Source organism: Hymenobacter sp. BT559, from assembly GCF_017571525.1.
GTDB classification, from domain to species: domain Bacteria; phylum Bacteroidota; class Bacteroidia; order Cytophagales; family Hymenobacteraceae; genus Hymenobacter; species Hymenobacter ginsengisoli.
On sequence record NZ_JAGETY010000001.1, the window covers coordinates 359,809 to 385,681 of the forward strand.

The 25,873-nt window shown below is 61.0% G+C and carries 22 protein-coding genes and 1 pseudogene; 14 read left to right on the top strand and 9 right to left on the bottom strand.

The window, feature by feature from the left end:
* Window positions 1-107: 107 nt before the first annotated feature.
* Entirely contained in the window at window positions 108-641 is a 534-nt protein-coding gene (locus J4D99_RS01475; RefSeq protein ID WP_208129915.1) for a 3-hydroxyanthranilate 3,4-dioxygenase, read from the top strand.
* A 46-nt stretch (window positions 642-687) separates the two neighbouring features.
* Here J4D99_RS01475 and J4D99_RS01480 read toward each other — a convergent pair whose 3' ends face one another.
* Window positions 688-1,380, bottom strand: coding sequence for an HAD family hydrolase (locus J4D99_RS01480; protein WP_208129916.1), 693 nt, complete (start codon window positions 1,378-1,380; stop codon window positions 688-690).
* Between the two features lie 79 nt (window positions 1,381-1,459).
* On the opposite strand from J4D99_RS01480, the gene pafA reads away from it, so the two are divergent.
* The 4 genes from pafA (at window position 1,460) to J4D99_RS01500 (ending at window position 6,233) form a co-directional block, all read left to right on the top strand.
* Entirely contained in the window at window positions 1,460-3,160 is a 1,701-nt protein-coding gene (gene pafA, locus J4D99_RS01485) for an alkaline phosphatase PafA (RefSeq protein WP_208129917.1), read from the top strand.
* Between the two features lie 69 nt (window positions 3,161-3,229).
* Window positions 3,230-3,775, top strand: coding sequence for an inorganic diphosphatase (locus J4D99_RS01490; RefSeq protein WP_208129918.1), 546 nt, complete (start codon window positions 3,230-3,232; stop codon window positions 3,773-3,775).
* Window positions 3,776-3,940: 165 nt separating this feature from the next.
* Window positions 3,941-4,798, top strand: coding sequence for a UbiA prenyltransferase family protein (locus J4D99_RS01495; protein WP_208129919.1), 858 nt, complete (start codon window positions 3,941-3,943; stop codon window positions 4,796-4,798).
* A gap of 157 nt (window positions 4,799-4,955) precedes the next feature.
* The gene (locus J4D99_RS01500; RefSeq protein WP_208129920.1) at window positions 4,956-6,233 is read left to right on the top strand and encodes a tetratricopeptide repeat protein; all 1,278 of its coding nucleotides are present in this window, start codon (window positions 4,956-4,958) and stop codon (window positions 6,231-6,233) included.
* Between the two features lie 67 nt (window positions 6,234-6,300).
* Here the strand turns inward: J4D99_RS01500 and J4D99_RS01505 are convergent, their stop codons facing one another.
* Window positions 6,301-7,845: an NAD(P)H-hydrate dehydratase gene (locus tag J4D99_RS01505; protein WP_208129921.1), complete on the bottom strand. Its 1,545-nt coding sequence runs from the start codon at window positions 7,843-7,845 to the stop codon at window positions 6,301-6,303.
* 45 nt (window positions 7,846-7,890) lie between these two features.
* Between J4D99_RS01505 and J4D99_RS01510 the strand changes: the two genes are divergently transcribed.
* The 3 genes from J4D99_RS01510 to sdaAA all read left to right on the top strand — a co-directional run bounded on the left by J4D99_RS01510 (window position 7,891) and on the right by sdaAA (window position 10,028).
* The gene (locus J4D99_RS01510) at window positions 7,891-8,430 is read left to right on the top strand and encodes an RBBP9/YdeN family alpha/beta hydrolase (protein WP_208129922.1); all 540 of its coding nucleotides are present in this window, start codon (window positions 7,891-7,893) and stop codon (window positions 8,428-8,430) included.
* Window positions 8,431-8,495: 65 nt separating this feature from the next.
* Window positions 8,496-8,957, top strand: coding sequence for a peptide-methionine (R)-S-oxide reductase MsrB (gene msrB / locus J4D99_RS01515; RefSeq protein WP_208129923.1), 462 nt, complete (start codon window positions 8,496-8,498; stop codon window positions 8,955-8,957).
* A 174-nt stretch (window positions 8,958-9,131) separates the two neighbouring features.
* Entirely contained in the window at window positions 9,132-10,028 is an 897-nt protein-coding gene (gene sdaAA / locus J4D99_RS01520) for an L-serine ammonia-lyase, iron-sulfur-dependent, subunit alpha (protein WP_208129924.1), read from the top strand.
* A gap of 6 nt (window positions 10,029-10,034) precedes the next feature.
* Here sdaAA and J4D99_RS01525 read toward each other — a convergent pair whose 3' ends face one another.
* The 4 genes from J4D99_RS01525 to ispF form a co-directional block, all read right to left on the bottom strand.
* Window positions 10,035-11,099, bottom strand: a complete 1,065-nt coding sequence (locus tag J4D99_RS01525) for a hypothetical protein (protein ID WP_208129925.1) — start codon at window positions 11,097-11,099, stop codon at window positions 10,035-10,037.
* A 102-nt stretch (window positions 11,100-11,201) separates the two neighbouring features.
* On the bottom strand, window positions 11,202-12,575 hold the full coding sequence (locus J4D99_RS01530) for a lactate utilization protein B (protein ID WP_208129926.1): 1,374 nt from the start codon (window positions 12,573-12,575) through the stop codon (window positions 11,202-11,204).
* An 87-nt stretch (window positions 12,576-12,662) separates the two neighbouring features.
* Window positions 12,663-14,336: a M28 family peptidase gene (locus tag J4D99_RS01535; protein ID WP_208129927.1), complete on the bottom strand. Its 1,674-nt coding sequence runs from the start codon at window positions 14,334-14,336 to the stop codon at window positions 12,663-12,665.
* A gap of 36 nt (window positions 14,337-14,372) precedes the next feature.
* Window positions 14,373-14,852, bottom strand: a complete 480-nt coding sequence (gene ispF / locus J4D99_RS01540) for a 2-C-methyl-D-erythritol 2,4-cyclodiphosphate synthase (RefSeq protein WP_208129928.1) — start codon at window positions 14,850-14,852, stop codon at window positions 14,373-14,375.
* A gap of 312 nt (window positions 14,853-15,164) precedes the next feature.
* On the opposite strand from ispF, the gene J4D99_RS01545 reads away from it, so the two are divergent.
* From J4D99_RS01545 to J4D99_RS01565, 5 genes are all read left to right on the top strand, one after another.
* A complete protein-coding gene (locus tag J4D99_RS01545) occupies window positions 15,165-15,779 on the top strand; it encodes a TetR/AcrR family transcriptional regulator (protein WP_208129929.1) in 615 nt (204 codons plus the stop codon).
* Between the two features lie 45 nt (window positions 15,780-15,824).
* Complete coding sequence (locus tag J4D99_RS01550; RefSeq protein ID WP_208129930.1) at window positions 15,825-17,495, top strand: TolC family protein; 1,671 nt, start codon at window positions 15,825-15,827, stop codon at window positions 17,493-17,495.
* Between the two features lie 69 nt (window positions 17,496-17,564).
* The gene (locus tag J4D99_RS01555; RefSeq protein WP_208129931.1) at window positions 17,565-18,707 is read left to right on the top strand and encodes an efflux RND transporter periplasmic adaptor subunit; all 1,143 of its coding nucleotides are present in this window, start codon (window positions 17,565-17,567) and stop codon (window positions 18,705-18,707) included.
* Between the two features lie 32 nt (window positions 18,708-18,739).
* A complete protein-coding gene (locus J4D99_RS01560; protein WP_208129932.1) occupies window positions 18,740-22,180 on the top strand; it encodes an efflux RND transporter permease subunit in 3,441 nt (1,146 codons plus the stop codon).
* A gap of 114 nt (window positions 22,181-22,294) precedes the next feature.
* Window positions 22,295-22,555 (top strand): acyl carrier protein, encoded by a 261-nt coding sequence (locus J4D99_RS01565; protein ID WP_208129933.1) that lies wholly within the window; start codon window positions 22,295-22,297, stop codon window positions 22,553-22,555.
* Window positions 22,556-23,113: 558 nt separating this feature from the next.
* Here J4D99_RS01565 and J4D99_RS21955 read toward each other — a convergent pair.
* A pseudogene (locus J4D99_RS21955) lies at window positions 23,114-23,473 on the bottom strand (YkvA family protein); the annotation flags it as partial.
* Between the two features lie 151 nt (window positions 23,474-23,624).
* On the bottom strand, window positions 23,625-24,257 hold the full coding sequence (locus J4D99_RS01575) for a C40 family peptidase (RefSeq protein ID WP_236018452.1): 633 nt from the start codon (window positions 24,255-24,257) through the stop codon (window positions 23,625-23,627).
* Between the two features lie 388 nt (window positions 24,258-24,645).
* Here J4D99_RS01575 and J4D99_RS01580 point away from each other — a divergent pair, with 388 nt between their 5' ends.
* Window positions 24,646-24,999 (top strand): hypothetical protein, encoded by a 354-nt coding sequence (locus tag J4D99_RS01580; RefSeq protein ID WP_208129935.1) that lies wholly within the window; start codon window positions 24,646-24,648, stop codon window positions 24,997-24,999.
* Between the two features lie 11 nt (window positions 25,000-25,010).
* On the opposite strand, the gene J4D99_RS01585 is transcribed toward J4D99_RS01580, so the two are convergent.
* Window positions 25,011-25,742: an SDR family NAD(P)-dependent oxidoreductase gene (locus tag J4D99_RS01585; RefSeq protein WP_208129936.1), complete on the bottom strand. Its 732-nt coding sequence runs from the start codon at window positions 25,740-25,742 to the stop codon at window positions 25,011-25,013.
* Window positions 25,743-25,873: the final 131 nt, after the last annotated feature.

Below are 25,873 nucleotides of genomic sequence, written 5' to 3' on the forward strand. Positions count from 1 at the left end.
GTAGCTACCAGTTGGCCTGCGTGCCCCTGACTCCTGTCGGCCGTTAAATAGAGGCAACGGCGGCGCGGCACCTAGCTTTGTACTTCTTTCTTTTCAGCCCACTAGCTATGCCCGTTGCTCGTCCCTTCAATTTCCAGCAGTGGATTGCTGAACACCGCCATTTGCTAAAACCGCCGGTGGGCAATCAGCAGGTTTTCAAAGACAACAAAGACTTTATCGTGATGGTAGTAGGCGGCCCCAATGCGCGCAAAGACTACCATGTAGACGAGGGCGAGGAGCTGTTCTGGCAGCTCGAAGGCGAAATGACCGTCAAGATTATCGAAGATGGCAAGCCTGTAGACATCGTTATCGGCCCCGGCGATATGTTTCTGCTGCCGCCCGGTGTGCCGCACTCGCCACGCCGCCCGGCCAGCACGGTGGGCCTAGTGCTGGAGCGCTACCGCACCGCCGGCGAGCTCGACGGCTTTCAGTGGTACTGCGAACACTGCGGCCACAAGCTTTACGAAGAATACGCCGAGATTACGGATATTGTGGCCCAGCTGCCGCCCATTATGGACCGCTTCTGGGCCAATGATGACCTGCGCACCTGCAAGGTGTGCGGCACTTACATGGAGGCACCAGCTAAAACTGTCGAACCTTAGTAACCAGGATTGCTTTCTACGCTGGTGCTCCGGCGGCACATATTACTTATCGGCTGCTTGCGGGCGCGGCACCCGCCGCCGCAAATACCTCGCGCAGCTGCGCGGGCGTGAGCTCCGTAAAATCGCGGATGACCAGCAGCGGGGTTTGGAAATCGCGGCCCGGCAGGGTCGAGGCTACGGCCACACAGTGCATACGGGCACGGTAAGCGGCTTGCTCGCCCAGCAGCGCATCTTCAAATACGACGCAGTGGGCGGGGTTTACGCTCAGCTTTTCGGCCGTCACGGCGTAGGTATCGGCGTGGGGCTTACCCTTGTCTACGTCGTCTTTGGTGATAACTACATCGAAGAAGCGGCGCAGGTTGAGGTCGTCGAGGATGTAGCCAATGGTTTCCTGGCCCGAGCCAGTACCGAGGCCGATTTTGAGGCCGGCGGCACGGGCGCCTTCCAGAAACTCGACCAGGCCAGGCAAGGGCCGGCGGTCGTCCCAGTACAGCGTGCGATAGAGAAACTCCCGCTGGCCGGCTAGCTCTTCGAGCTTATCGGTGGGCTGGGGGTGGCTAGCGAAGGCTTCTTTGAGAATTTCGGAGGCCGGTGCGCCGTTGAGGCGACGCAGCAGGGATATGGCATCGGCCTGTACGCCCTGGTCACGAAAAAGCAGCTGAAAAGCACGGGCTTGCACAGGAGTGTTATCGACCAACACACCATCCATATCAAAAATGAGCGCTTGTAAATCGGGCATAACAAATAGGTTATCGGCCACCGGTGCAGCCAAAAGGGCCACACGGTATCTTTGTCGGCCCCTCTTTACCCGCTTTTGCATGAAAAAGATATTGCTGCTCGCTTTACTGGCCTTGCCGGCGCTGGCGCAGAAAAAATCGGCGGCGCTAGCCCGCCCCAGGCTGGTGGTGGGCATTGTGGTAGACCAAATGCGCTACGACTACCTCTACCGCTACTGGAATAAGCTGGGCAATGACGGCTTCAAGCGCCTTATAGGCGAGGGATTTAGCTACGAAAGCTGCCACTACAACTACGTGCCTACCTACACCGGGCCGGGCCACACCAGCGTATTTACGGGCACCACGCCGGCCACCCACGGCATTGTGGGCAATAATTGGTTTGAGCGCGAAACGGGCAAGACCACCTACGTTACCGACGACAAAACCGTGCAGCCGGTGGGCGGCACGGTGGCGGCGGGCCAGATGTCGCCGCGCCACAACCTGGCCACCACCATCACCGACGAGCTGCGGCTAGCCACCAATTTTCAGAGCAAAGTCATTGGGGTGTGCATCAAGGACCGGGGCAGCATTCTGCCGGCCGGCCATGCCGCCAACGCCGCTTATTGGTATGATGGCTCGAACGGGGCCTTCATTACCAGTACGTTTTACACCCAGGCGCTGCCCGAGTGGGTGAGCAAATTCAACGCCGCCGGCCACGCCGCCGAGTACCTGGCCCAGCCCTGGAACACGCTGCTGCCCCTAGCCGCATACACCGAGAGCACCCCCGACGACGTGCCCTGGGAATCGGCCTTTAAGGGCGAAGCCAAGCCCGTTTTTCCGCACGACCTGCCCAGCCTGAGCGCCACGCCCACCGCCGCCGTGAAGGCCACGGAGAAGGCCTCGGGCGAAAAGCAGCCAGCCGCGCCTACGCGCAACCTCGACCTCATTCGCTCGACGCCCTTCGGCAACTCGCTTACTGCCGACTTTGCCATCGAAACCTTGCGCCAGGAGCAGATGGGCCAGCGCGGCCAGACCGACTTCCTGACCCTGAGCTTTAGCAGCACCGACTACGTGGGCCACCAGTTTGGCACCACCGCCATCGAAACCGAAGACACCTACCTGCGCCTCGACCGCGACCTGGCTAGGGTGCTCGACTTTATCGATAAGCAGGTAGGCAAGGGCCAGGCGCTCGTATTTCTGACGGCCGACCACGCTGCCGACCAGGCCGCCGGCTTTTTGGAGGCGCATCGCCTGCCGGGCGGCGGCCTGGGCATGGCCCCGCTGCGCGACTCGGTGCAGCGCGCCTTGGTGCGGGCTCACGGCCCCGGCCAGTGGATACTCGACTTTGAGAATCAGCAGATTTACCTCAACCGCAGCTTACTCGCCCAGAAAAAGCTGGAGCTGGCTAAAGTGCAGAACGAGGTAGCCGAACTCCTGCGCCAGCAGCCACATATTGCGCAGGCCATCTCGGCCACCGACTTGCAGCGCAATGCCTGGCCGGTGGGCCTGAGCATGTACCAAGCCAACGGCTTTTACGGCCCGCGCTCGGGCGATGTGCTGTTTGTAATGTCGCCGGGCTGGCTCGAAGCCTACAGCTATCCCGTTATCAAAGGCACTACGCACGGCGCCTCCTGGGCCTACGATACCCACGTGCCGCTGCTGTGGTGGGGCTGGCACGTGCCGCACGGCGAGTCGAGCGCCGAGGTTAAAATTGTGGACATTGCCCCCACAGTTGCCCGTTATTTGCACATTCAGGAGCCTAGCGGGTGTAGCGGCGTGCCGCTGCAAGAGGTGCTGAAGTAGACACTTCGACGCTCGCAGGCTTTTTTACGTTAGTCAATTTCCATTTTTACTCATTTTCCTCTTTTTAAAGTGGCCCAATTCAACCCCTGGCACGACGTATCGCGCGGCGACAGCCTTCCTGAAGTAGTTACCGGCGTTATTGAAATTCCGAAAGGCAGCAAAGGCAAGTACGAACTCGACAAAGACAGCGGCCTGCTCAAGCTCGACCGCGTGCTGTTTTCAGCCGTGCACTACCCGGCTGCCTATGGCTTCATTCCGCAAACGTATTGCGATGACAAAGACCCGCTCGACATCCTGGTGCTATGCTCGGTCGACATTCCGCACATGTGCCTCGTCGAGGCTAAGGTTATCGGCGTGATGCAGATGCTGGACCAGGACGAGGAAGACGATAAAATCATTGCCGTAGCCGCCCACGACGTGAGCGTGAACCACTACAATGAGCTTGCCGACCTGCCGCCCTACATGATGCTCGAAATGCAGCGCTTCTTCGAAGACTACAAAGCTCTGGAAAACAAGCACGTAGAGGTAAAACAGTTTCTGGGCCGCGAAGAAGCCTACCGCATCATCAACGACAGCATCAAGCTCTACGAAGAAACCTTCGGCGACACAAAGTAGCCGCTGCTGGTTGCTTAAACTAATCTGGAACGTCATGCTGCGCTTGTCGAAGCATCTCGCTCGCGCCGCTAGGGGTACTACGGGGCGGGCAAGATGCTTCGGCAAGCGCAGCATGACGTTCTTTTGTGCTGGCTACGCCCGCCGCCCGCTTTTAGCCTTTAATCCATGCCTGCCGCCCACCGCGCTCTGCCCCTGCGCCTGCTTGATGCGCTGCTCTTTAGCAGTGTGTGGCTAGCCGGCGCGGCCGCTGCCCAAACGGCTGCCACGCTGCGCCTGTGGCCCGGGCCAGCGGGCGCCACCGGGCTGCACGTGGTGGTGCTGGTATTTGCGGCCACCCTACTCACGTATAATCTCGACGCGGCGCTGCCCTTTAAGTACCGGCAGCCGGCCGGCACCTCGGGGCGCAAAGCCTGGCAGCAGCGCCACCGCCCGGCGCTGGTGGGGCTGGCCGGGGCAGCGGCGCTGTCGGGGGCCTATTTGCTGCTCACCGATGGCTGGGTGCATTTCTTACCGGTGCTGCTGCCACTGGCGGCGCTGGCTATTGGCTACTCGTGGCCGGTGCTGCCGTGGCGGGGCCGCTGGTGGGCCATCCGGGAGGTGCCGCTGCTAAAGGTATTTCTGATTGCGGGGGTGTGGACGGCCGTGACGGTGGGCCTGCCTGCGCTGGCCCTGCACCGGCCACTGGGCACGGTGCTCGGGCTGCTCGGGCAGCGGTTTTGCCTCGTAGCAGCCCTAGCCATTGTGTTTGATATTCGCGACTACAGCCGCGACCGAGGCGTGGGGCTGCGTACGTTTCCGGTGCTGCTGGGTGTAGGCGGCGCCAAGGCCGTGTCGCTGGCGCTACTGGCCGGGGCGGTGGCGCTGGGGCTGGTGCGCGAGGCTACCCCCCTGGCAGTGTTGCTGCCGGCCGGGCTGGCCGCGGCCGTGGTGCTGGCTGCCGACGAACACCGGGGTGACTACTTTTTTGCCCTCGTCACCGATGGTATGCTACTGGTGCAGGCCGCCGCATATTTTGTGCTGTAGGCACGGACCCGGTAAGGGGCCTAGCAAAGACGGCTGTTCGTTTGAATTATTTCGGTAATTTAGCAGGCGGCCAGGGCTACCAGGCAACTGAAAACGACAAAACGGAGTAGCCGTATTTGCTTCTACTGCCATTCCTACCTGCAAAACTCATCAGCTTATGAACCGCTCTTTTGTGTTGCGCTATTGGCTGATGATTACCACCTTCATGCTGAGCATGTTGGGCGGCAGTGTGGTTGGGCAGGCCCAGGGCCAGCCCGGCACGCCCCCGGTGCCGCCCATGCGCGAAATCGCCCTCGACAGCGTGCGTGCCGTGCCCCAGGCCCTCGACATTGCGGGCTGGCTGCTGCTCGATAAAGACATACAGCTAGAGCTGGGTGGGGCCGTACAAAACTTGTACAACTTTAAGTTTGACAAGGCCGACAAGCAGTTTCATTCGTTGCAGCGGCGCTACCCGCAGCACCCCATGGCGTATTTCCTGCTGGGCCTGAGCACCTGGTGGCGCATGATGCCCGCTGGCCCCACCGACACCCGCTACGACCAGCGCTTTCTGGCTTACCTCGACACAACCCAGACCCGCGCCGAGGCCCTTTACAAAGCCGACGCGCGCAACTACGAAGCCTGCTTCTTTCTGTCGGCCGCCTATGGCATGGAGGCCCGCCTGCACGCCGAGCGCCACAACTGGCGCAAGGCCACCGTGGCGAGCCGCCGTGCCCTCATCTACCTCGAAAAAAGCAAGGAAGCCAATGGCTTAAGCTCCGAGTTTCTGTTTGGTGAGGGCCTGTTCAATTACTACGCCGTGTGGATAGGCGAGGAGTATAAATGGCTGCGGCCGGTGCTGTTCTTCTTTCCGAAGGGCAACCGTGAGCGCGGGCTGGCCCAGCTGCGGGAGGTGGGCCGCACGGCCTTCTACACAGGCACCGAAGCCAATTTCTTCCTGGTCACCATCCTCAACAGCGAGCGCGAAAAGAAGTCGGCCGAGGCTTACACGCTGGCCCGGCAGCTGACCACGCAGTTTCCCGATAACTCGCGCTTTCAGCTCGATTACGCCAAGCTGTGCTTTAAGCTCGGCAAATTTGAGGAAAGCGAGGCGGCCAGCCTCTCGGTGCTGCGCAAGTATGCGGCCGGGCAGGTGGGCTACGAGGCCCACGCAGGGCGGGCCGCCACCTACATTATGGGCTACCTGATGCACTATAAGTACCACGACCTGCCGCAGGCCCAGGATTATTACCAGCGCTGCATGGCCTACTCCGAGCAGGCCGGCATGGCGAAGCAGGGCTACTATATTTTTGCCGAAGCCGGGCTAGCCCGCCTGGCGCTGCAAAAGAGCGACCACGCCACCGCCCGCCGCTACTACCGCGCCGTGCTCGAGCAGAGTGAGAACGGCGAAGACGAGTACCTCGAAGCCCGCGACTGGCTGCGTAAGCACCCGCAGTAGCAGTGGTTAGTGGTTAGTGGTTAGTGGTTAGTGGTTAAAGATTGTTCAACTAACCGTTAATCACTAATCACTGTACCAGCACCGCCAGCGCCGGGCCGATGTGCTGCACCAGGTCGCTGGCCACTAGCCCGGCTTCGCCGGTTTCGCGGGCGGCCAGGTCGCCGGCGTGGCCGTGAGCCAGCACCGCTAAGCGGGCGGCCAGCACAGTATCGAGGCGCTGGTCGGCGCGCAGGGCCAGCACGAGGCCGGTGAGCACGTCGCCGCTGCCGCCGGTGCCCATGCCAGGGTTGCCGGTGCTATTGAAATACACCTGGCCATCGGGGGCGGCCACGGCGGTGTAAGCACCTTTCAGGATAACTATGCACTTGTGCTTTTGCACGAAGTCGCGCAGCAAGTCGAGGCGGTGGTAGTCGTCGCGGGCCTTCTCGGTGAGGCGCGTAAACTCGCCGATGTGGGGCGTGAGCACCGTGTTTTCGGGCAGCAGGGCTAGCAACTCGCGGTGCTCGCCGAGCAGGTTGAGCGCATCGGCGTCGATAACTAGCGGCACCTTGGCTTCGCGCAATAGCTTCTCAAGCACGGCCCGGCTAGCCTCCTCCTGGCCCAGGCCGGGGCCAATGCCTACGGCCTGATAGGGTTTCAAGTCGGGCAGTTCGCTGATGAAATCGGCCTGCGTATCGGGCAGGCACATGGCCTCGGGCCGGGTGGTCTGGATGATATCGTAGCCGCAGCCCGGCACCGCCACCGTGAGCAGGCCCACGCCGCCGCGCAGGCATGCGCCGCTGGCCAGCACTGCGGCGCCCACCTTGCCCCGGCTGCCCGCCAGTAGCAAGGCATGGCCGAAGGTGTTTTTGTAGGCAAACTTGCCACGCCGGGGCAGCGCTACGTCGGGCTGCCGGGCGGCCAGTGCGGCATCGAAGCCGCCAGTGCCCGGCAGGCGCGTGAGGTGCCAGGGCGTATCGGCTTGCGCAATAAAATCGGGGCTCAGGCCGATGTCTACCACGTGCCACTCGCCCACATAGTCAGCATTTTGCGGCAGCAAAAAAGCCAGCTTGGGTAGCCCAAAGCTGATGGTATGGCTAGCCCGCACCACGGGCGCCTGCGGGTCGGGCTGCGGTGCGTCGGCCAGCAGGCCACTCGGCAGGTCGATGGCCACCACGCGGGCGTGGCTGCCGTTGAGGTGCCGCACCACGGCAGCCGCCACCCCATCGAGCGGACGGCTGAGGCCGGTGCCAAACAGGGCATCCACGACCAGCGTGCCAGGTTGAATATCGGGCAGTTTTTCGGCGCTTAACTCCTGAATAGCAATGACCTTGGGCAGCACATGATGATTGTACTCGTAATCGTCGGAGTACTTGGCGGCCGGTAGCAGGCCTAGCCGCACGGCGTAGCCGGCCAGGTAGAGCAGGCGGGCCAGAGCCAGGCCATCGCCGCCGTTGTTGCCGGGGCCGCACAGCAGCAAGATTTCGCCCGCCTCGGCTGGAGTGTAGTGCTGGTAGAGCCAGCCGGCCAGCGCAATGGCCGCGCGCTCCATCAGGGCCGTGGAGGTGGTGCGCTGCTCGCGGATGGTAGCCTGGTCGAGCGCGCGGATTTGGGCGGCAGAAAGGAGTTTCATAAGGTGATTTTTACGCAGGAAGCTGCCAGCAGGCTACTTTCGGCCATGCAAAGAACCACTCGCTTTTTCATTGTACCCGGCCTCGGCAGCTCGGGCCCTGAGCACTGGCAAACCTATTTCGAGCGCCAAAACCCTGATTTTACCCGCATTCAGCAGCGTGAGTGGGACGCTCCCGACCGCACCGAGTGGGTTGAAACCCTGGAGCAGGCCCTGGCCGGCGAAGACCTTAGCCAGGTAGTGCTCATTGCGCACAGCCTGGGCTGCCCCACGGTGGCGCACTGGGCTGCCACCTACGGCCACACCATCAAAGGTGCGCTGCTGGTGGCGCCCGTCGATGTAGAAACTCCGGGCTTCGCGGCCCAGCCACCTACCGGCTTTGGGCCGCTACCGTTGCAGCGGTTGCCTTTTCCGAGCAAAGTGGTAACCAGCACGACCGATGAATGGGTGACGCCGGAGCGCGCCCAGCAATTTGCCGAAGCCTGGGGCAGTGAGCTGGTGAACGTAGGCGACGCCGGCCACATCAACACGGCCAGCGGCCACGGGCCCTGGCCCGAGGGGCTAGCGCTGCTGCAAGACTGGGCGTAGCGGCGCCAGTGAACCATGCGCCAGCCTATACGTTTTACTGCTACCCAACCTCAGCCATTGATTTTATGCAAACCTGGAACGACGTTATCCGCCTGGCCAACCACGGCGCCCCCACCCCGCCCCGCCGCGTGGAGAAAACCGCCGCCGAATGGAAGGCCCAGCTCACGCCTGAGCAGTACCACGTGACCCGGGAGCACGGCACCGAGCGCGCTTTCACCGGCGAGTATTGCGAGGCTCACGAGGCGGGCCTCTACGCCTGCGTGTGCTGCGGCACCCCGCTCTACGACTCGCGCACCAAGTTTGAGAGCGGCACCGGCTGGCCTAGCTTTACGCAGCCCGTCGACGAGGCCGCCATCAAGTACAAGAAAGACACCAGCTACGGCATGGTGCGCGTGGAAGTGCTCTGCAACGTGTGCGATGCCCACCAGGGCCACGCTTTCCCCGATGGCCCGCCGCCCAGCGGCCTGCGCCTGTGCATCAACTCGGCCAGCATCAAGCTCGTGACGACTAAGGAGCCGGCCGCGTAGCAGAGCACCTCCGACCAACGTTCCCCACACTATAGAACGTCATGCTGAGCTTGCCGAAGCATCTCTACCGCGCCAGTCGCATTGTTCGGTAGAGATGCTTCGACAGACTCAGCATGACGTTCTTTTTTATCTTTAATACCTTTTTCCTTCCGTCCTCCCCTACCCCACCCAACCATGTCGCTCTTATTCACTGATTTTGCTTCGTGGCAGGCCCACTGCGCTGCCACCGGCGAGCCGCTCTACCAGCCGGTGCTGGCCTACGAGATTGAGCAGAAGGGGGCTAGCGAAGAAGCCATCTGGCCTACCCTGCAGCGGGCCTACGACGTGATGCGCGACGCCGTCCACGAAGGCCAGACCGGCAATATGACTTCGCGCTCGGGCATGATAAACAACGGTGCCAAAAAAATTGCCGCCTCGCCCGTGACCGTGCTTTCACCCGAATTCAAATCACTCATTGTGAGTGCGCTGGGGGCCAAAGAAGTAAACTCGTGCATGGGCCGCGTGGTGGCCGCGCCCACGGCCGGCGCCTCGGGCATTTTGCCGGGCGTGCTTACCACCATTCAAAAGCTGCACGGCCTCGACGACCGTAAAATACTGGAAGGCCTGCTGGTGGCGGCCGGCATCGCGCTCATCATCGAGCAGAATGCCTCATTGGCTGGGGCTGTAGGCGGCTGCCAGGCCGAAACCGGCTCGGCCGCCGCTATGGGCGCGGGGGCCATTGTGTACTGCCTGGGCGGCAGCGTGGAGGAGACGTTTGCCGCCGTGGCCATCACTATCCAGTGTATGCTTGGGCTGGTCTGCGACCCCGTGGCGGGCCTAGTGGAGGTGCCGTGCGTGGTGCGCAATGCCTCGGCGGCGGCCATCGCGTTTTCATCGGCCCAGATTGCCATTGCGGGCGTCGACCCGGTCATCCCGGTAGACCAATGCGTGGCGGCCCTTGGCGAAGTGGGCCAAAGCATGGAAACCCGCTACAAAGAAACTGCCCTCGGCGGGCTAGCCAACACCCGGCGCGGCCGCGAAATCGAGAAAATGGTGCTGGTGCAAGACGTTAATATTCTGCCCGATGAATAGGGCCGCCTAGTGCAGCGAGCCCATGGAAGGGGCTAGCAGCAGCTGGCTCAAAAACTCGATGGCCGGAGCGTAGCGTGCACGGCGCTCGTGGTAGTGGTGCCAGGCGGCTTCCTCGTCGGCGCGCATGGGCAGGCCGGCTTCGCGCAGCTCCTGCCAGGTTTTGGCGAAGGCAGCGCGGCCGGGGTTAGCGGCGTCTACTTCTTCGGGCGTGCGCAGCTCGGCGGGCTTCGTCTCAGCCTTGTCGTCGAAGAAACGATGCACACGGCTCACGGCCAGGCAGCCCGCCGTGAAGGTGAGCTCAACCTGCTTGGAGCGGGGCACATCGAGGGCCGAGAAAAGCAGGTTGGCCGCGTCGAGCACAAGCCCGGCGGCCGTTACCCACGAGCGGCCAGCCTGCGGCGAGCGAAAGAAAGCCAGCACCGGCAGCGAGGTATGGCTTTCGTCGATTTCGATGAGCCACTGCTCCCAGGCCAGCCACTGCGCATCATCGTTCTTAAAATCGCCGTCGTGGCCCAGCCACCGCAGCAGCCCGCTTGCCACCGCCGGCACGCCGGCCCGCAGCTCTATCTGAGCCACCACCACCTCACGCCGCGAAAACGCCTGGTAGATAGTAGGCAAATACGAGATAAGCAGCGTGAGCAGCAGCAGGCCCAACGTGGCCTCGGAGTAGCTAAATATGTTGAGTACCAACCCCTGCACCGGCGTGGTGCCCAGCGTGAGCAGTGAGCTACCGCTCAGCTCGTAGCTCTTCGTAATGCTCTCAACCCCCAGCGCCCAGTAGATAGCCGTGAAGCCCGCGCCTACCAGGGCTAGCCAGCCAATGGGCAGCGCTACCAGCGCCACCGGCGCATAGTGGGCCAGTATGCGGTCGCGGTGCGCAAAGGTGCTAGACCGCTGCGCTACAAAGTCGAACAACGCCCGCACGCCGCCAAACACAAAGGCATTGAGCCGCACCGACTCATTGCGCGGCAGCACGAATGAGCGAATAGCTGCCGATACTGTGATGATAACCACCCCGCCGCCGGCCAGCCCCACCAGCAGGTGCACTATAAACTTGATAGCAAAAGACATGATGTCCTGTACGGACAGCTGCCGCTACCGGCTGCCTACCAATGCATAAGGATGCTAGTACAGCAGCTAGGGTCCGCTAACCTTTCTCGGTAGCAGAAGCGGCTATCTGGCCTTCCACAGCTCCCGAAACGACTTATCGGCCACGTGCAGGCTTTCGCGGCGCTTGCGCCAGCCGGCCTGGTCGAGTAGGTAGCCCAGGCTGAAATCCTTGAGGCGGCCAGGCAGTACATCGAGCGCCCAGCGGTGGCGCATGCTCCAGCGCCAGAGGCCGATGGCTACTTTCTCGACCGGCGCATTGTGGCCTTCCTCCACGCTTTGCTGGCGATTGAGCAGCAAGAGGTTGTGCAAATTGATGCGCACGGGGCAGACGCTGGTGCAGGCGCCGCACAGGCTGCTGGCGAAGCTCAGGTGCTGGTGCTCCTTCAGCCCGCTCAGGTGGGGGCTGATAACCGAGCCGATAGGACCCGAATACGTGGTTTCGTAGGTGTGCCCGCCGATGTTCTTATACACCGGGCACACGTTGAGGCAGGCGCCGCACCTGATGCAGCGCAGCGCCTCGCGGCGGTCGGGGCGGGCTAGCAGATTGGTGCGGCCATTGTCGAGCAAGATGACGACCATCTCCTCGGGCCCATCGGGCTCGCCGGGCTGGCGCGGGCCGAAGTACACAGTATTATACACCGTGACCTGCTGGCCGGTGCCGCTGGTGCTGAGCAGCGGCCAGAATAAGTCGAGGTCAGTAAGCTGCGGAATGAGCTTTTCGATGCCCACCACCGCAATGTGCAGCCCGGGAAAGGTGGCCGAGAGGCGGGCATTGCCCTCATTTTCGGTCACAGCCACACCGCCTTCTTTGGCAATGAGGAAGTTGCCGCCCGTGATGCCTACCTCGGCCGAGGTGTACTTATCGCGCAGCAGGTGCCTAGCCGTGAGCACCAACTGCTGGGCATCATCGGTGTGCTCGATGCCGAGGTGTTTCACGAAAATATTGGCAATGTCGGCCTTGCTCAGGTGCATGGCCGGCGTCACGATGTGATAGGGCCGCTCGCCGTTGAGCTGCACAATGTATTCGCCCAGGTCCGTCTCCACCGACTCCACGCCCCGGCTTTGCAGGTACTTATTGACGTGGATTTCCTCGGTGGTCATGCTCTTGGCTTTCACCACCGTGCGGGCGCCGCGCGCCGCCGTGAGGCGGCCGATTTCGGCTAGGGCCTCCTGGGCGTCGTTGGCCCATACCACGCGGCCGCCGCGCGCCGTGAAAGCCGCTTCAAATTGCAGCAGGTACTCGTCGAGCTTTTCGAGCACCTGCGCCTTGAGGTAGGCAGCGCGGGCGCGGGCCAGTTCGTGGTCGGCGTAGTGCTGCATGCCGGCGCTCACGGCCGCGTCATATTTGCCTATGTTGAAGCGGATTTTGCGGCGGTGCTCGAGGTCGAAGGCTTTGCGTTCGGCGTCGGTCTGGAAGGCGGTGGCTTTCGTTAGCATGGCGTGGCGGGCGGCAGTAAAAGAAAGGCGCCGGGAAGAGCTTGGCTAGCCTGCCCTGCTCTTCCCGGCGCCCCAGCTACGTTAAAGTTACGGCTTGTTGGAGTCTACCACCGGCTTGGTATCCCGGTTGGCCAGGTCCCAGGCTAGGAAGAACACCAGCCGCGCCCGTGCTTCCAGCTTGTCGAACTCGATTTTCGAAATCTCGTCGCTGGCCTCGTGGTAGTCGGGGTGCACGCCGTTGAAGAAGAACGCCACCGGAATACCCTTCTTGGCAAAGTTGTAGTGGTCGGAGCGGTAGTAAAACCGGTTCGGGTCGGCGGGGTCGTTGAAGCGGAAGTCGAGGTCGATGTTGCCGTGCTGGCGGTTGGCCGTTTGCAGGGCCTCGTGCAGCTGCGACGACAGCTTATCGGAGCCAATGACATACACGTAGTTAGGCTTGCCCTCGTGGGCCGCATCGGTGCGGCCTATCATGTCAATGTTGAGGTCCGTCACCGTATTCGCCAGCGGAAATACCGGGTGGTCGGTGTAGTATTCCGACCCTAGCAGGCCTTTTTCCTCGCCCGTATTGGCCAGGAACAAAATGCTGCGGCGCGGCCCGTGCCCGCTGCGCGCGGCCTTGGCAAATGCCTGCGCAATGCTGAGCATGCCTACCGTGCCCGAGCCATCGTCGTCGGCGCCATTATATACCTGGCCGCCAATGATGCCCAGGTGGTCGTAGTGCGCCGACACCACCAAGATTTCATCCTTCAAATCGGTGCCTGGCAAGAAGCCCAGCACGTTTTCGGTAGTAACCGCCGAGCGCTGCTGGGGCGCACTGATGCTGAATTTCACCGGCTTCAGCTTGCTGGCCACCGGCTGTTTGGCGGCCGCCGTGGCGGTAGCGTACTGCTGCAACGTAGCCGCATTGGTACCCAGCACTTTGAGGCCTAGCGCGGGCGATAAGAAAAACGACACCGCCCGGCTACCAGGTTGTTCGGCAAAGGCAATAGTAGGCTGCATGATGCGCGGGGCTAGCCTAGCGGTCATTTTCTCAAATTGGTCGGCCGGCTCAAGATTCACGAAGAAGATGCTGCGAGCGCCTTTCTGCGCCGCCAGCGCGGCCTTAGCCCTGAAATCGACGGCCCACTTGGTAGCGCTGCCATCGGGACTGAGTACCGACTTGCCTTCGGGTGTGCGCGGTTCCCCAATCAATACGATAACGTCCTTGCCCTTTACATCCAAGCCTTTATAATCGGAGTAATCACCCTGCTCAATGCCATAGCCCAGAAAAACCGGTTGCACAGCCGTGGCCTGGTCGAAGGGCGTGCGCCCGAAGGCGTAAAAATCCTTGAGCCACTCGTAGGCCTTGCCGCCCACCGTGATGGTGCCGCCCGGCTGCCAGGCGCTGCGCTCCATGGCAAAGGTCTGGAGGTAAGGATTCGTCGTATTGGCCGTGACGGGCGCTTGCAGGCTGTCGTCGGCAAACTGCTTGCTGATGTAGGCAGCGGCCATCTTCTGGCCCTTGGTGCCCGTTTCGCGGCCCTCGTATTCATCCGAAGCCAGCACCGAGAGGTCGCGGCGCAGGTGTTCCTGCGTCACGTAGCGGTCGGCATACTGGGTGGCATAGTCGGCGGGCGGCGCGGGCATGGGCGCGTGCGGCCGCACTCCGGGGCTAGCGGCCGAGGAACCTGGCTTGAGCTTGGTCTTAACCTTGGTGTGTGTTTGGGCGAGCAGCGGCGCAGGGAGGGCCAGCGCGGCCAGCAGCAGGGTGGTATACTTCATAAAAAGGCGAAAAGCGGGAGGACAGCAGAACTTAGGTTATGGCTTTGTAATCAACACAGTAGCATAGGCAGCTACCCCCTCCTGCCGGCCCACAAAGCCCAGCTTTTCGGTCGTAGTAGCCTTAATGGAAATATCGTCTTCGGGTACGCCCATCACCTCAGCCAGGGCGGTGCGCATGGCCGGAATGTGCGGATTCACCTTGGGTTTTTCGAGGCAGATGGTCGAGTCTACGTTGCCGAGTTCGTAGCCATTTTCGCGCAGCAGGCGCATGGTGTGGGCTAGCAGCTTCTTGCTGTCGATGCCCTTGTACTGCGGGTCGGTGTCGGGAAAGTGAAAGCCGATGTCGCGCAGGTTGGCCGCCCCAAGCAGCGCATCGCAAATGACGTGAATAAGCACGTCGGCATCGGAGTGACCAAGGGCACCGTGCGTGTGCGGCACCACTATGCCCCCTAGCCAGAACGGCAGGTCAGGCTGCAATTGGTGAACGTCGTAGCCGAAGCCAACGCGGATTTTCATAAGAGGCGGGGTGAGTTGAATTGCCCGCAAAGGTATTTACCCGGGCCGGCGCAAGTGCCCCTACCTGCACAACTAAAATTATTAGTAGAAATAACGCTTAAAATTCAACTAATTTATTTAGCTTTACGGCGCCAATAACGCTAACAGCTAAGCGAGTATGCTAGTCGATAATTTTTATGCCGATGGCTAAAGTATTACGAGGGCCGCTACGTCAACAGGCTAGCTGGCAAGTGGCTGGCGCATGGAAACAAAAGAAACTTTGGAAACTACGAACTCACCGAAAGTTTCCGTTGTATCTTTGCCGTGCGAATCATGGAAACCAAAGACCGAATTCTGACCCACGCGGCCGCGCTGTTTATGCGCAATGGCATCAAGAGTGTGAGCATGGATGACATTGCCGCCGACCTCGGCATGTCGAAGAAAACGCTTTACAAAACCTTCACCAACAAGGATGAGATAGTGCTGGCCGTGATGACGAGCCACCTCTGCCAGGCGCAGGGCGAGTGCGCCCGGGTGGCGAGCAGTGCGGCCGATGCGGTGCAGGAAATGCTCACCATCTCGGCCTGGGCCGACCAGCAGTTCAGCAACATTCACCCCAGCATTTTTCATGACCTGCGTAAGTATTACCCAGCGGCCTGGACGCTGTTCAGAGCCCATAAAAGCGGCTTCATTCTCGAGCAAATAACCCGCAACCTGCGCCGGGGCATCGAGGAAGGGCTGTTTCGTGCCGACCTCGACGTGGAAGTGCTAGCCCGCCTCAACCTGGCCCAGATTGAGCTGGCCTTCGACCCCGAGCTCTACCCACCCGCCCAGTTTGCCCCCATCCGGGTCAATAAAGTATTCGACGAGCACTTTCTGCTGGGTGTCGCCACGCTTAAGGGGCACCGGCTCTTCAATAAGTACCAACACATTACGGAAGAGGAATAGACTGGCTGCCAGTCATTTTCAACACACTCCTTCTTTCACACACTCATGAAAAATAGTACCCTTGGGGTATGGCTGGCCGCCTCGGCGCTAGCTCTGGGGCCGCTTGCCCCAGCCCTGGCGCAGGCGCCGGCGGCACTGCCCGCCCAACCCTCTTCTGGCCCGATGGCGCTGAGCTTGCAGCAGGCCGTGCGCTATGCTGTGGCCAACAAGCCCAGCCTGCTAGGCACCCGCCTGGCCGAGCAAACCGCCGCCGCCCGCGTGGGCGAAATCAAGAGCCAGGGCCTGCCTCAGCTCAACGTGGCGACCAATGTGGCCGACAACTTCAAGCTGCAAAAGAGCTTGGTCGATTTTTCGAGCTTCGGCGGCGCGCCGCTTAATGGCACCACCCTCACCCAGGCCGACCTGGCCAAGGCCCAGGCCGGGCAGACTGTCACGCTGGTTCCTGCCTACGGGGTAGCACCGGCCACCGGCCCCACGCCACTGGCCTTTGGCTTGCAGTACGCCGGCAACACGTCGGCCTCGCTCTCGCAGCTGCTTTTCGATGGCTCGTATCTGATTGGCCTGAAGGCCGCTAAGGTGTATACGGACCTGGCCAAGAAGCAGACCCAGCAGGCCGAAATCGACGTGGTGGAGCAAGTGAGCAAGGCTTACTACAGCACCCTGGTGGCCCGGGCCCGGCTAGGCCTGCTGGCGCGCAACGTGCAGCGCCTCGACACGGTGCTCTACCAAACCAACCAGACGTTTAAGGCCGGTTTTGCTGAAAAGCTCGATGTGGACCGCCTGCGCGTGCAGCGCAACAACCTGGTAGTAGAGCAGCAGAAAGCCCAGCGCCTCACCGAGCTGAGTGTGGCTTTGCTGAAGTTTCAGATGGGCCTGCCGCAGGCGCAGCCCGTAACGCTTACCGACTCGCTCGGGGCAGCGGTAGTGGATGCCGGCACGCTGCGCCGCAACCTGGGCGCCGCCAGCTTTGGCACCGGTGGCGGGGCTGATGGCCTTGGGGGTGTGCCCAGCGCGCCCGCTGGCCTGAGCCAAGGGGCTAGCAGCGCCCCGCCCACGCCGGGCATCAACAACGGGCAGCCGGTGCAGGCCCAAGCAGCGTTCAACTACAACAACCGAATCGAGTTTTCGACTTTGCAGACGCAGCAGGCCCTAGCGGGCCTCGACCTGCGCAACCGCCAGGCGGGCGCCTATCCGCGCCTGGCGTTCACGGCGGCCTACGGTTTTACGGGCTCGGCCAAGTCGGTGAGCGACCTGTTTGCTTTCCGGGGGCCCAATTCGCGCAACTCGGCGGGCTTTATCAACCAAAACTGGTTTGGCTTCGGCAACGTGGGGCTGGCCCTCAACATTCCGGTGTTCGACGGCTTCCGCCGTAAGTACCTGGTGCAGCAGGCGCGCATTGCGCAGCAAACCATCGAGCGCGGCTTTGAGACGCTGCGCCAAAGCATTGACTTGCAAGATGCCCAGAGCCGCACTACGCTCATCAACGCCCTCGATGTGCTGGACAACCAAAAGGCTAACCTTGACTTGGCCGCCGACGTGGCCCGCGTGACGCGCATCAAGTTCAACGCTGGGGTGGGGTCCAACCTCGAAGTGATTACGGCCGAGACTTCGCTGCGTGAGGCCCAAACCAACTACTACGCCGCCATCTACGACGTGCTGGTAGCCAAGGTGGACCGCGACAAAGCCACCGGCGAACTCTACACCCAAGCTAAATAAATTCTCAAGCTCTTAGCTGTCAGCTACTAGCTGCTAGCTTCCTCTCTTACTCCGAAGCTTTTCTTTGACATGAATTTCTCCTTTTCGAAAGCTATCAGCTACCAGCTACTAGCTAGCAGCTTGCTACTTGCCTCCTGCGGCGGTGGTGCCAAAGACCCGAATGCCGAGCTAGCCAAACTGAAGGCCGACCAAGCCGCCACCCAGGCCAAGATAGCCGACCTGGAAGCCAAAACCGGCGCCGGTAAAACTGCCGAGGCGTCCGGCGCTGTGCCCGTATCGGTGCTGAAAGTGGAGCCCCAAAACTTCGCTGGCTACCTCGACGTGCAGGGCCGCGTCGACTTTGACCAGAATGCCACCGTGGGCGCCCGTGCCGCCGGCACGCTCACCAGCGTGCGGGTGCAGCGCGGCGACCACGTGCGCAAGGGCCAGGTGCTAGCCACCGTAGATGCCAGCATCCTGGACGCCAACATTGCCGAGCTGCGCACCCGCATGGACCTAGCCCGCACGGTGTATGAGAAGCAAGCTGGCCTGTGGAAGCAGCAGATTGGCACCGAAATTCAGTACCTGCAAGCCAAGAACAACTACGAGGCCTTGCAGCGCAACCTCGCCACACTCAACCAGCAGCGCTCCTTATATAACGTAGTGGCGCCCTACGCCGGTGTGGTCGACAACGTGCTTCCGAAGCTGGGCGAAACCGTGGCACCGGGCGCGCCGGTGGTGCAGCTCAACAGCGGCCAGGGCGGCAAAATACTGGCCGACGTTTCGGAAGCTTATGCTGGCAGCATCAAGGCGGGCGACAAGGCGCTCGTGACCTTGCCCGACCTCGGCACCGAGGAAATTCCGAGCACGGTGCGCACCGTGAGCCGCACCATCTCGGCCAACAGCCGCACGTTCACCGTGGAGCTGCGCTTGCCCAACGACCAGGCTAGCCGCCTGCGGCCCAACATGGTAGCTACCGTGCGCATCCAAAACTATGGCCAGGCCAACGCTACCGTACTACCCGTGGACCTCATTCAGCACGACGAGGAAAATGCCTACGTGCTGGTGGTGAACCACGAAGGCGGCAAGGCCGTGGCAGCCAAGCGCGTGATTAAAACCGGCCAGACCTACAACGGCAAGCAGGAAATCACCAGCGGCCTCAAGCCCGGCGACGAGGTTATCTCGGCCGGCTACCAGAACCTGAACGAAGGGCAGGTGCTGAAAATCAGCTAAATCATCTTCCGCTCAACTAGCAACCGATTGTTATGCAGGATATTGAGAAGGAGTTTGGGCCTACCAGTTGGTCCATCAACAACAAGACCAGTATTTACATCATCACCTTGCTGCTCTCGATAGCAGGCATTTTTGCCTACATCAAGCTCGGCAAGGAGAAGTTTCCGGATATCGTGATTCCGCGCATTATCGTGGCCACGGTGTACCCGGGCACGTCGCCGACCGATATTGAGAACTTGGTGACGCGCCAGCTTGAGAAAGAAATCAAAAGCGTGAACGGGGTGAAGAAAATCAACTCGACCTCGAACCAGGACTACTGTATTGTCGACGTGGAGTTTAACTCCGGCGTAGACGTGCAGGCCGCCAAGCAGCTCATTAAAGATGCCGTGGATAAGGCCAGCACCGAGCTGCCCAACGACCTGCCGTCGGCACCCCTAGTGAAAGAGGTAAACATCTCGGAGCAGCCGATTATGTACGTCAACCTGAGCGGCAACCTGCCCGCCGCCCAGTTGAAGAAGCTCGCCGACGACTTCCAGGACAAGATTGAGGCGCTGCCTGAAATTACCCGCGTAGACATCGTGGGTGCCCTGGAGCAGCAGGTAAACGTGGACGTGGACCTGTACAAGCTGCAAGCCTCGCAGCTCAGCTTTACCGACATTGAGAATGCCATTGCCCGCGAAAACATCACGGTTTCGGGGGGCTCTATCGACGTGGGCGCCCAAAAGCGGGCCGTGCGCGTGGCCGGCCAGTACGTGAACGCTGCCGACATTGCCAACATCCAGGTGAAGAACCTGCGTGGGGCGCCGGTGCGGCTAGGCGACATTGCCACCGTAACGGACGGCTTCAAGGACCGCGAAAGCTACGCCCGCCTCGACGGCCAGCCCACCGTGACGCTGAACGTGGTGAAGCGCCAGGGCGAGAACCTGCTCGACGCTTCCGACAAGATTCACCAGCTGGTGAAAGACTCGGAAGCCAGCATGCCCAAGGGCCTGAAAATCACGATTACGGGCGACTCGTCGAACGAAACCCGCAATACGCTCAATGACCTCATCAACACCATCATCATCGGCTTCTTGCTGGTGACCTTGATTCTGATGTTCTTCATGGGCACCACCAACGCCTTGTTTGTGGGCTTGTCGGTGCCGCTGTCGATGTTCCTGGCCTTCGTGATGCTGCCCATGTTCGGTTTCTCGCTGAACATGATTGTGCTCTTCGCCTTCCTGCTAGCCCTGGGTATTGTGGTCGACGACGCCATTGTGGTAATCGAGAACACCCACCGCCTGCTGCACGAGCACCCCAACCTGAGCACCGCTAAAGCAGCCAAATACGCGGCCGGCGAAGTGTTCATTCCGGTGCTGGCGGGCACGCTCACCACGGTGGCGCCGTTTGTGCCGCTGCTGTTCTGGCCCGGCATCGTGGGCTCGTTCATGTTCTTTTTGCCGGTTACGCTTATCCTCACGCTAGGGGCCTCGCTGGTGGTGGCCTTCATCATGAACCCGGTGTTTGCCGTGAGCTTTATGAACCGCAACGAGCATCTCGACCATGTGGAGAAGCCCCAGCTGACGCGCGGCTTCCTACTTGGTATGGCTGGGCTGCTGCTGGTGGCCCTAGCGGGCTATGCGTCGGGCTCGAAATTCCTGGGCAACCTGATGGTGACCATCATCGTGCTCTGCTTCCTTGATAAGTACGTGTTTGTGTACATGATAGCCGGGTTCCAGCGTAGCATTCTGCCGCGCTTCCAGGATGGCTACGCCCGCTTGGTAGAGCTAGCCGTGGGCGGCAAAGTGTGGCGCCAAGTGGGTATCATTGCCGGCCTGCTGGTGCTGGGCGTGATTAGCATCATGGCCGTGGGCGCCCGCAAGCCCAAGGTGGACTTCTTCCCCAAAGGCGACCCCAAGTTCATCTACACTTACCTGCGTATGCCGGTTGGTACTCGCGTAGAGGTAACCGACTCCATCACCCGTATCCTCGAAAACAGGGTGTATAAGGTGATTGGCCGCAACAACCCCGACGTAGAATCGGTGATTACCAACGTGGCTATTGGCGCCGGCGACCCCACCGAGGCTACGGCCGCCGGTACGTCGCAGTCGCACCTCGGCAAGGTAGGCGTAGCCTTCAAGGAGCTAGCTGACCGCAAGGGCCAGGCCACGCACATCTACATGGATGACATTCGCGAAGCCGTGAAAGGCATTCCCGGCGCCGAGGTTTCGGTAGACCAGGAGGCTAGCGGCCCGCCCCAGGGCAAGCCGGTAGCTATCGAGGTATCGGGCGACGACTACCCCAAACTCGCTGCGCTGAGTAAGAAAGTGGAGCGGTACATCGACTCGCTCAAGATTGGTGGTATCGAAGACCTGCGCTCCGACTTGCAGGACCGCAACCCCGAAATCGGCGTGAACATCAACCGCACCCGTGCCAACCGCGAGGGCATCAGCACCGGCCAGATTGGCTCGGAAGTGCGCACCGCCATCTACGGCTTCGAGGCCAGCAAATTCAAGACCCCGGATGATGAGTACCCCATCCAGGTTCGCTACGCTAAGCCCTACCGCGACAACGTGAACGCCATCGTGAACGCTCCGCTGACCTTCCGCGACGCCACCGGCGCTGTGCGCCAGGTGCCTATTTCAGCTATCGCTGACGTTACCTACGGCACTACTTACGGCGGCATTAAGCGCAAGGACACGCACCGCCTCATCACGATTTCCTCCAATGTGCTCAACGGCTTCACTGGCCCCGACGTGGTGGCCAACGTGACCCGCGCCCTCAAGAGCTTCCCCGTGCCGCCGGGCTACACCGTGAAAATGGGTGGCGCCCAGGAAGACCAGAAAGAAACCAGCGACTTCCTTGGCGTAGCCGCCATCGGCGCCATCGCCCTCATCTTCCTGGTGCTCGTGACGCAGTTCAACTCGGTAAGCAAGCCGCTCATCATCCTCACCGAAATCATTTTCTCGATTATCGGCGTGATGCTGGGCCTAGCCATCTCGGGCATGAACATCTCCATCGTGATGACGGGTGTGGGTGTGATTGCGCTGGCCGGCATTGTGGTGAAAAACGGCATTCTGCTGGTTGAATTCACTGACATGCTGCGCGCCCAGGGCATGAACCTGCACGACGCCCTCGTGACGGCCGGCCGCACCCGCCTCAACCCGGTTATCCTCACGGCCACGGCCGCTACGCTAGGCCTCATTCCGCTGGCCGTGGGCCTGAACATCGACTTCTACGAGCTCTTCAACTCGGGCAACCCGCACTTCTTCCTGGGTGGCGAGTCGGTAGTATTCTGGGGTCCGCTGGCCTGGACGATAATTTTCGGCTTAACGTTTGCAACCCTTATCACCCTGCTGGTAGTCCCGGTCATGTACCTTCTTAATGAGAAGCTACGGGCCCGTATCACCGGCCGCGACTACAACTCGCCGCCCCCTCCTACCGAGGTCGACCACGAGGAAGTAGAAGCCGCCCGGCCGCCGGTACTGGCATAGTAAAGCACTTTGTTCGTCGGTTTCTGCGGCCTAGCCAGCAACTAGCCGTAAGAAACCGACGATGCGCGGCGTTACTTCGACCCCTGCTACACTCATCTATTTTTTGCAAAAATTATGTTTGCCGCCATCTCTACTACCGCCCCTACCAAGAGCATCGAGCAGCAAGTGCTGCGCATTATTAGCAAGCGCAAAGCCATTAAGGCCGTGCGCCTGCGCCGCACTGCCAGCCTGAGCCGCGACCTGCGCTTCGACACCGTAGACCTGGTCGATATTATCCTGGAGCTGGAGCGCAACTTCCACATTACCGTGCCCGACGAAGTACCCTTCAACACGGTAGGCGATTTTGTGCGCTACGTAACGGCCCACGCTGCCTAGGGTGGTTGTCTGAACCACGGATTCGGGCGGATTTTGTGGACGATTTTCGCTAGGTCAAAAAAGAAAGGCCGCTCAAATGAGCGGCCTTTTTCGCGTCCACAAAATCCGAGTAATCCGAAAAATCCGCTCGAATCCGTGGTTCAGAAATTACCGGTCGTTGCCGCCGGTGTCGTTGCGCATATCGGTATTGCCCTCACGCGAGCCATCGCCCACGTTTGCAAAATCATCTACGCCCGCCGAGCCGGGTCCGGCAACGTCGGGGCCGGCGTTGTGCACCGGCTGGCTCGTGGAGCTGCTCGGCGACCCTAGCCCGGCATCGGTGGCCGACTGGTGAGTGCCGGCCGGGGCGGTGGGCAGGTCGGTAGTACCAGCATTTTTGGCCGACTGGTTAGTGGTGGCACCTAGCGAGCGGATACCAACTGTGGCTGGCTGGCTAGGGGTGCGGGCACCACCGCGATTGGTATGCAGCTCGTCGTCCGATACCATAGTGGAGGCCTTGGTGGCTTCCCACTCGTGAAACTTGTCCAGCTCGTGTTTGATGGAGGTTGAGAACCAAGCCACCAGGGCCATATCGTCGAGCAAACCTACTACCGGAATGAAATCGGGAATGAGGTCAATCGGCGAAAGAAAGTAAATGAGCACCGCCACGGCCGCTACCACCGTGGTAGTGGGCACACCCGTGTACTCGCCGGCCACGCTCAGCTTAATGAGGCGAAACAGGCTTTGCAAGGTTTCCCAGGCTTCGTGGGCGAGGGCGCCAATTTCCTTTTTCTCGCGCGCCTTGTTGAAGGCATCGAGCAGTAGCTTTTTGAGGCGCGTGGGCTGCTTGATATAGCCTTCGGCCGCAGCCAGAAACTTCTTGAAGATGGCCGAGGCGGCGATATTATCGCCGCTGGGCGGGGTGCTGGTGGTAGCCATGCCGAAAAAAGGAAGAGAGTAGGGCAGCTAGGCCGCCGTAAGTTGTTTCAAGTCCGTGTACTGCAATAGCCACGTTCAAGTTTTGCAGGCACAAAAAAACGGCTTCCGGCGCAAATGCCGAAAGCCGTTCTCCTTATAGAATATCGATTACTTACTCGGGGCGGGCGTCGGCCGCCTGGGCCAGCAGGCCCACCACATCGGCGGGCGAAGCATCGGGCGACACGGCCTCAGTGCCTGCTACGCGGCCGGCCGAGTAAAAATTGCGGTGGTAGTAGGGCTGGTTGAGCGAGCTTACCATTACGCCGCCGTTGCAGGCTGCGTGGGCAAACTTGCCGTCTTTCAAGTAGATACCAACGTGGTAAATAGCACCCTTACCGTGGCGGAAGAAAACCAGGTCACCCGCCTTCATGTCGGTCTTGGCCACGCGCTGCACCGTCGAGAACATCGAGCGCGAGCTGCGCTTGAGCGTGATACCATACACCTTCTTGAATACCTGCGTTACGAAGCCCGAGCAGTCGGTACCCCGGCGCGAGTTGCTGCCGTAGCTATAGGGCGTGCCCAGCCAGTCGGTCACCGTCTGCAAGAGGCTCTTGTTTTCGGTGTGAGCCAATTTCAGGCCCAGCGTCTGGTTGTAGTAGCCATAGGCCAGCGAGTCGCGCGTGGCCGTAACGGTGGCCGACTCGGCAGGAGCATCGCCGCCTTCAGAGCCGATGAGGCCCGAAAGCAAAGATGCCTCGGCTACCGCCGGGGCCGAAGCACCAGCCGAAGCCGGGGCATCGGGCATTTTTTCAAAGCAGAAAGAGAGCGCCAGGGAAGCAGCGGCGAGGCAACACAGCAGGGTATTCTTCATTGTCCGTCGTTGGGGTGGGCACCGGCCAGCGCCCGTAAGCTGGCTGACCGGGGAGTGCAGAAAAAGGCGTAGATTGTTGCGCTAGGCAGAGCTGCTAAGCAGCCAGAGTTAAGGGTTAATGAATGCGTGACAACTACCTTTTTAATTAAATTTTTAGGGGTAGTAGCCGGCCAAAGCTAAGCAGTAAATTCCGAAACTGCCTACTGTTTTCTCGAAAAAAGACACATTTTCTTATAAAAGCACAATAAAAAGAATGATATTCGTCATTTCTGTTTGCAACCCTTACTAATTATCCATCGTAGCTACGCCCGAATTATATACAATGAGCCAGCCCCGTACTTTCGTCAATTCACCCCTGGCCCGCATTGCGCGGCTGGTGCTGGGCCGCGCCCCACGCGTGGCCATGGTGCTCGGCCAAACCGTGCACTTGAGCGGGGCTAGCCGCGAGGAATTTTTGGCCGACGCCGAGTGGGTGGCGCACGAGGAAGTGCACCTGCGGCAGGTGCGCGACCTGGGCACGCTGCGCTTCTTATATAAATATCTGGTCGAGTCGGCGCGGGTGGGCTACTACCAGAATAAGTTTGAGGTAGAGGCGCGCGAAGGCGCCCGGCACCACATGCTGGCGCGGGCAGCTGGTAAGGCTAGCGAATCAAAACAGGGGCTAGCTGCTTCTTAATCAGCGAGTAGCTAGAGTTGGGCTAGCCGGCCGCCATCCACAGCCAGGGTGCTGCCGTTGATAAAGCTCGCCTCGTCGGAGGCCAGGAAGCAGATAGCAGCGGCCAGCTCCTCGGGGGTACCGATTTGACCGGTAATTTTCTCGGTGCCATTCACCACGTTGGGGTTGCTGCGGAGCATGGGCGTTTCGACGGCGCCCGGCGCCACGGCGTTGATGCGGGCCTGGGTGTGCGGCACTTCGAGGCTGAGGCCGCGCACGAAGGCTTCGAGGCCACCCTTGCTGGCGGCGTAGGGCACCACGTTTGGGGTGCTCTGGAAGGCGTGTACCGAGCTGATGGCCACCACGGCACCGCCCTGCATGTGCGGCACGCACAGCTGGCAAAGGCGAAAGAGCGCGCGCAGGTTTACGTTTAGCACCTGGTCCCAGTCGGCGGGGTCGAGCTCCAAAATGGGCGTGTAAGTCATCATGGCTGCGTCATTTATCAGAACATCAATGCGCTGAAACCGGGCCAGGGTTTGCGCGACGGCGTGCACGAGGTCGGCATCGCGCCCCACGTCGGCTTTGATAAAGAGCGCCTCGCTGCCGCCCGCCTTGATTTCGGCTTCTACTTCGTGGCCCTCCTTCACCTCGCGGCCCAGGCACACCACAGTGGCGCCTTCACGGCCCAGCCGCAGGGCCGTGGCCCGGCCAATGCCCGAGGTAGCCCCCGTGACGAGGCAAATTTTATTCTGAAACCGAAACATGGGCTAGCGCGCGTAAAGACGAGGTTATAGTAAGAAACGGCCAGGACAAGTGGTTGTTTGCGTGGCAGATGAAGAAAATTGCTGCGTAGCTGCGCTCAGCGGAGCAGCCAACGAGAGAACTCGACCGTATC

Bases quoted from the DNA above. Each gene is read 5' to 3' on its own strand.
- J4D99_RS01505 (WP_208129921.1), bottom strand. From the start codon at position 7,845: ATGAAACTCCTTTCTGCCGCCCAAATCCGCGCGCTCGACCAGGCTACC.
- J4D99_RS01495 (WP_208129919.1), top strand. From the start codon at position 3,941: ATGCCTGCCGCCCACCGCGCTCTGCCCCTGCGCCTGCTTGATGCGCTG.
- J4D99_RS01510 (WP_208129922.1), top strand. From the start codon at position 7,891: ATGCAAAGAACCACTCGCTTTTTCATTGTACCCGGCCTCGGCAGCTCG.
- J4D99_RS01525 (WP_208129925.1), bottom strand. From the start codon at position 11,099: ATGTCTTTTGCTATCAAGTTTATAGTGCACCTGCTGGTGGGGCTGGCC.
- sdaAA (WP_208129924.1), top strand. From the start codon at position 9,132: ATGTCGCTCTTATTCACTGATTTTGCTTCGTGGCAGGCCCACTGCGCT.
- J4D99_RS01555 (WP_208129931.1), top strand. From the start codon at position 17,565: ATGAATTTCTCCTTTTCGAAAGCTATCAGCTACCAGCTACTAGCTAGC.
- J4D99_RS01500 (WP_208129920.1), top strand. From the start codon at position 4,956: ATGAACCGCTCTTTTGTGTTGCGCTATTGGCTGATGATTACCACCTTC.
- pafA (WP_208129917.1), top strand. From the start codon at position 1,460: ATGAAAAAGATATTGCTGCTCGCTTTACTGGCCTTGCCGGCGCTGGCG.
- J4D99_RS01550 (WP_208129930.1), top strand. From the start codon at position 15,825: ATGAAAAATAGTACCCTTGGGGTATGGCTGGCCGCCTCGGCGCTAGCT.
- J4D99_RS01535 (WP_208129927.1), bottom strand. From the start codon at position 14,336: ATGAAGTATACCACCCTGCTGCTGGCCGCGCTGGCCCTCCCTGCGCCG.
- J4D99_RS01585 (WP_208129936.1), bottom strand. From the start codon at position 25,742: ATGTTTCGGTTTCAGAATAAAATTTGCCTCGTCACGGGGGCTACCTCG.
- J4D99_RS01530 (WP_208129926.1), bottom strand. From the start codon at position 12,575: ATGCTAACGAAAGCCACCGCCTTCCAGACCGACGCCGAACGCAAAGCC.
- ispF (WP_208129928.1), bottom strand. From the start codon at position 14,852: ATGAAAATCCGCGTTGGCTTCGGCTACGACGTTCACCAATTGCAGCCT.
- J4D99_RS01560 (WP_208129932.1), top strand. From the start codon at position 18,740: ATGCAGGATATTGAGAAGGAGTTTGGGCCTACCAGTTGGTCCATCAAC.
- J4D99_RS01545 (WP_208129929.1), top strand. From the start codon at position 15,165: ATGGAAACCAAAGACCGAATTCTGACCCACGCGGCCGCGCTGTTTATG.
- J4D99_RS01580 (WP_208129935.1), top strand. From the start codon at position 24,646: ATGAGCCAGCCCCGTACTTTCGTCAATTCACCCCTGGCCCGCATTGCG.
- J4D99_RS01480 (WP_208129916.1), bottom strand. From the start codon at position 1,380: ATGCCCGATTTACAAGCGCTCATTTTTGATATGGATGGTGTGTTGGTC.
- J4D99_RS01565 (WP_208129933.1), top strand. From the start codon at position 22,295: ATGTTTGCCGCCATCTCTACTACCGCCCCTACCAAGAGCATCGAGCAG.
- J4D99_RS01475 (WP_208129915.1), top strand. From the start codon at position 108: ATGCCCGTTGCTCGTCCCTTCAATTTCCAGCAGTGGATTGCTGAACAC.
- J4D99_RS01575 (WP_236018452.1), bottom strand. From the start codon at position 24,257: ATGCCCGATGCCCCGGCTTCGGCTGGTGCTTCGGCCCCGGCGGTAGCC.
- msrB (WP_208129923.1), top strand. From the start codon at position 8,496: ATGCAAACCTGGAACGACGTTATCCGCCTGGCCAACCACGGCGCCCCC.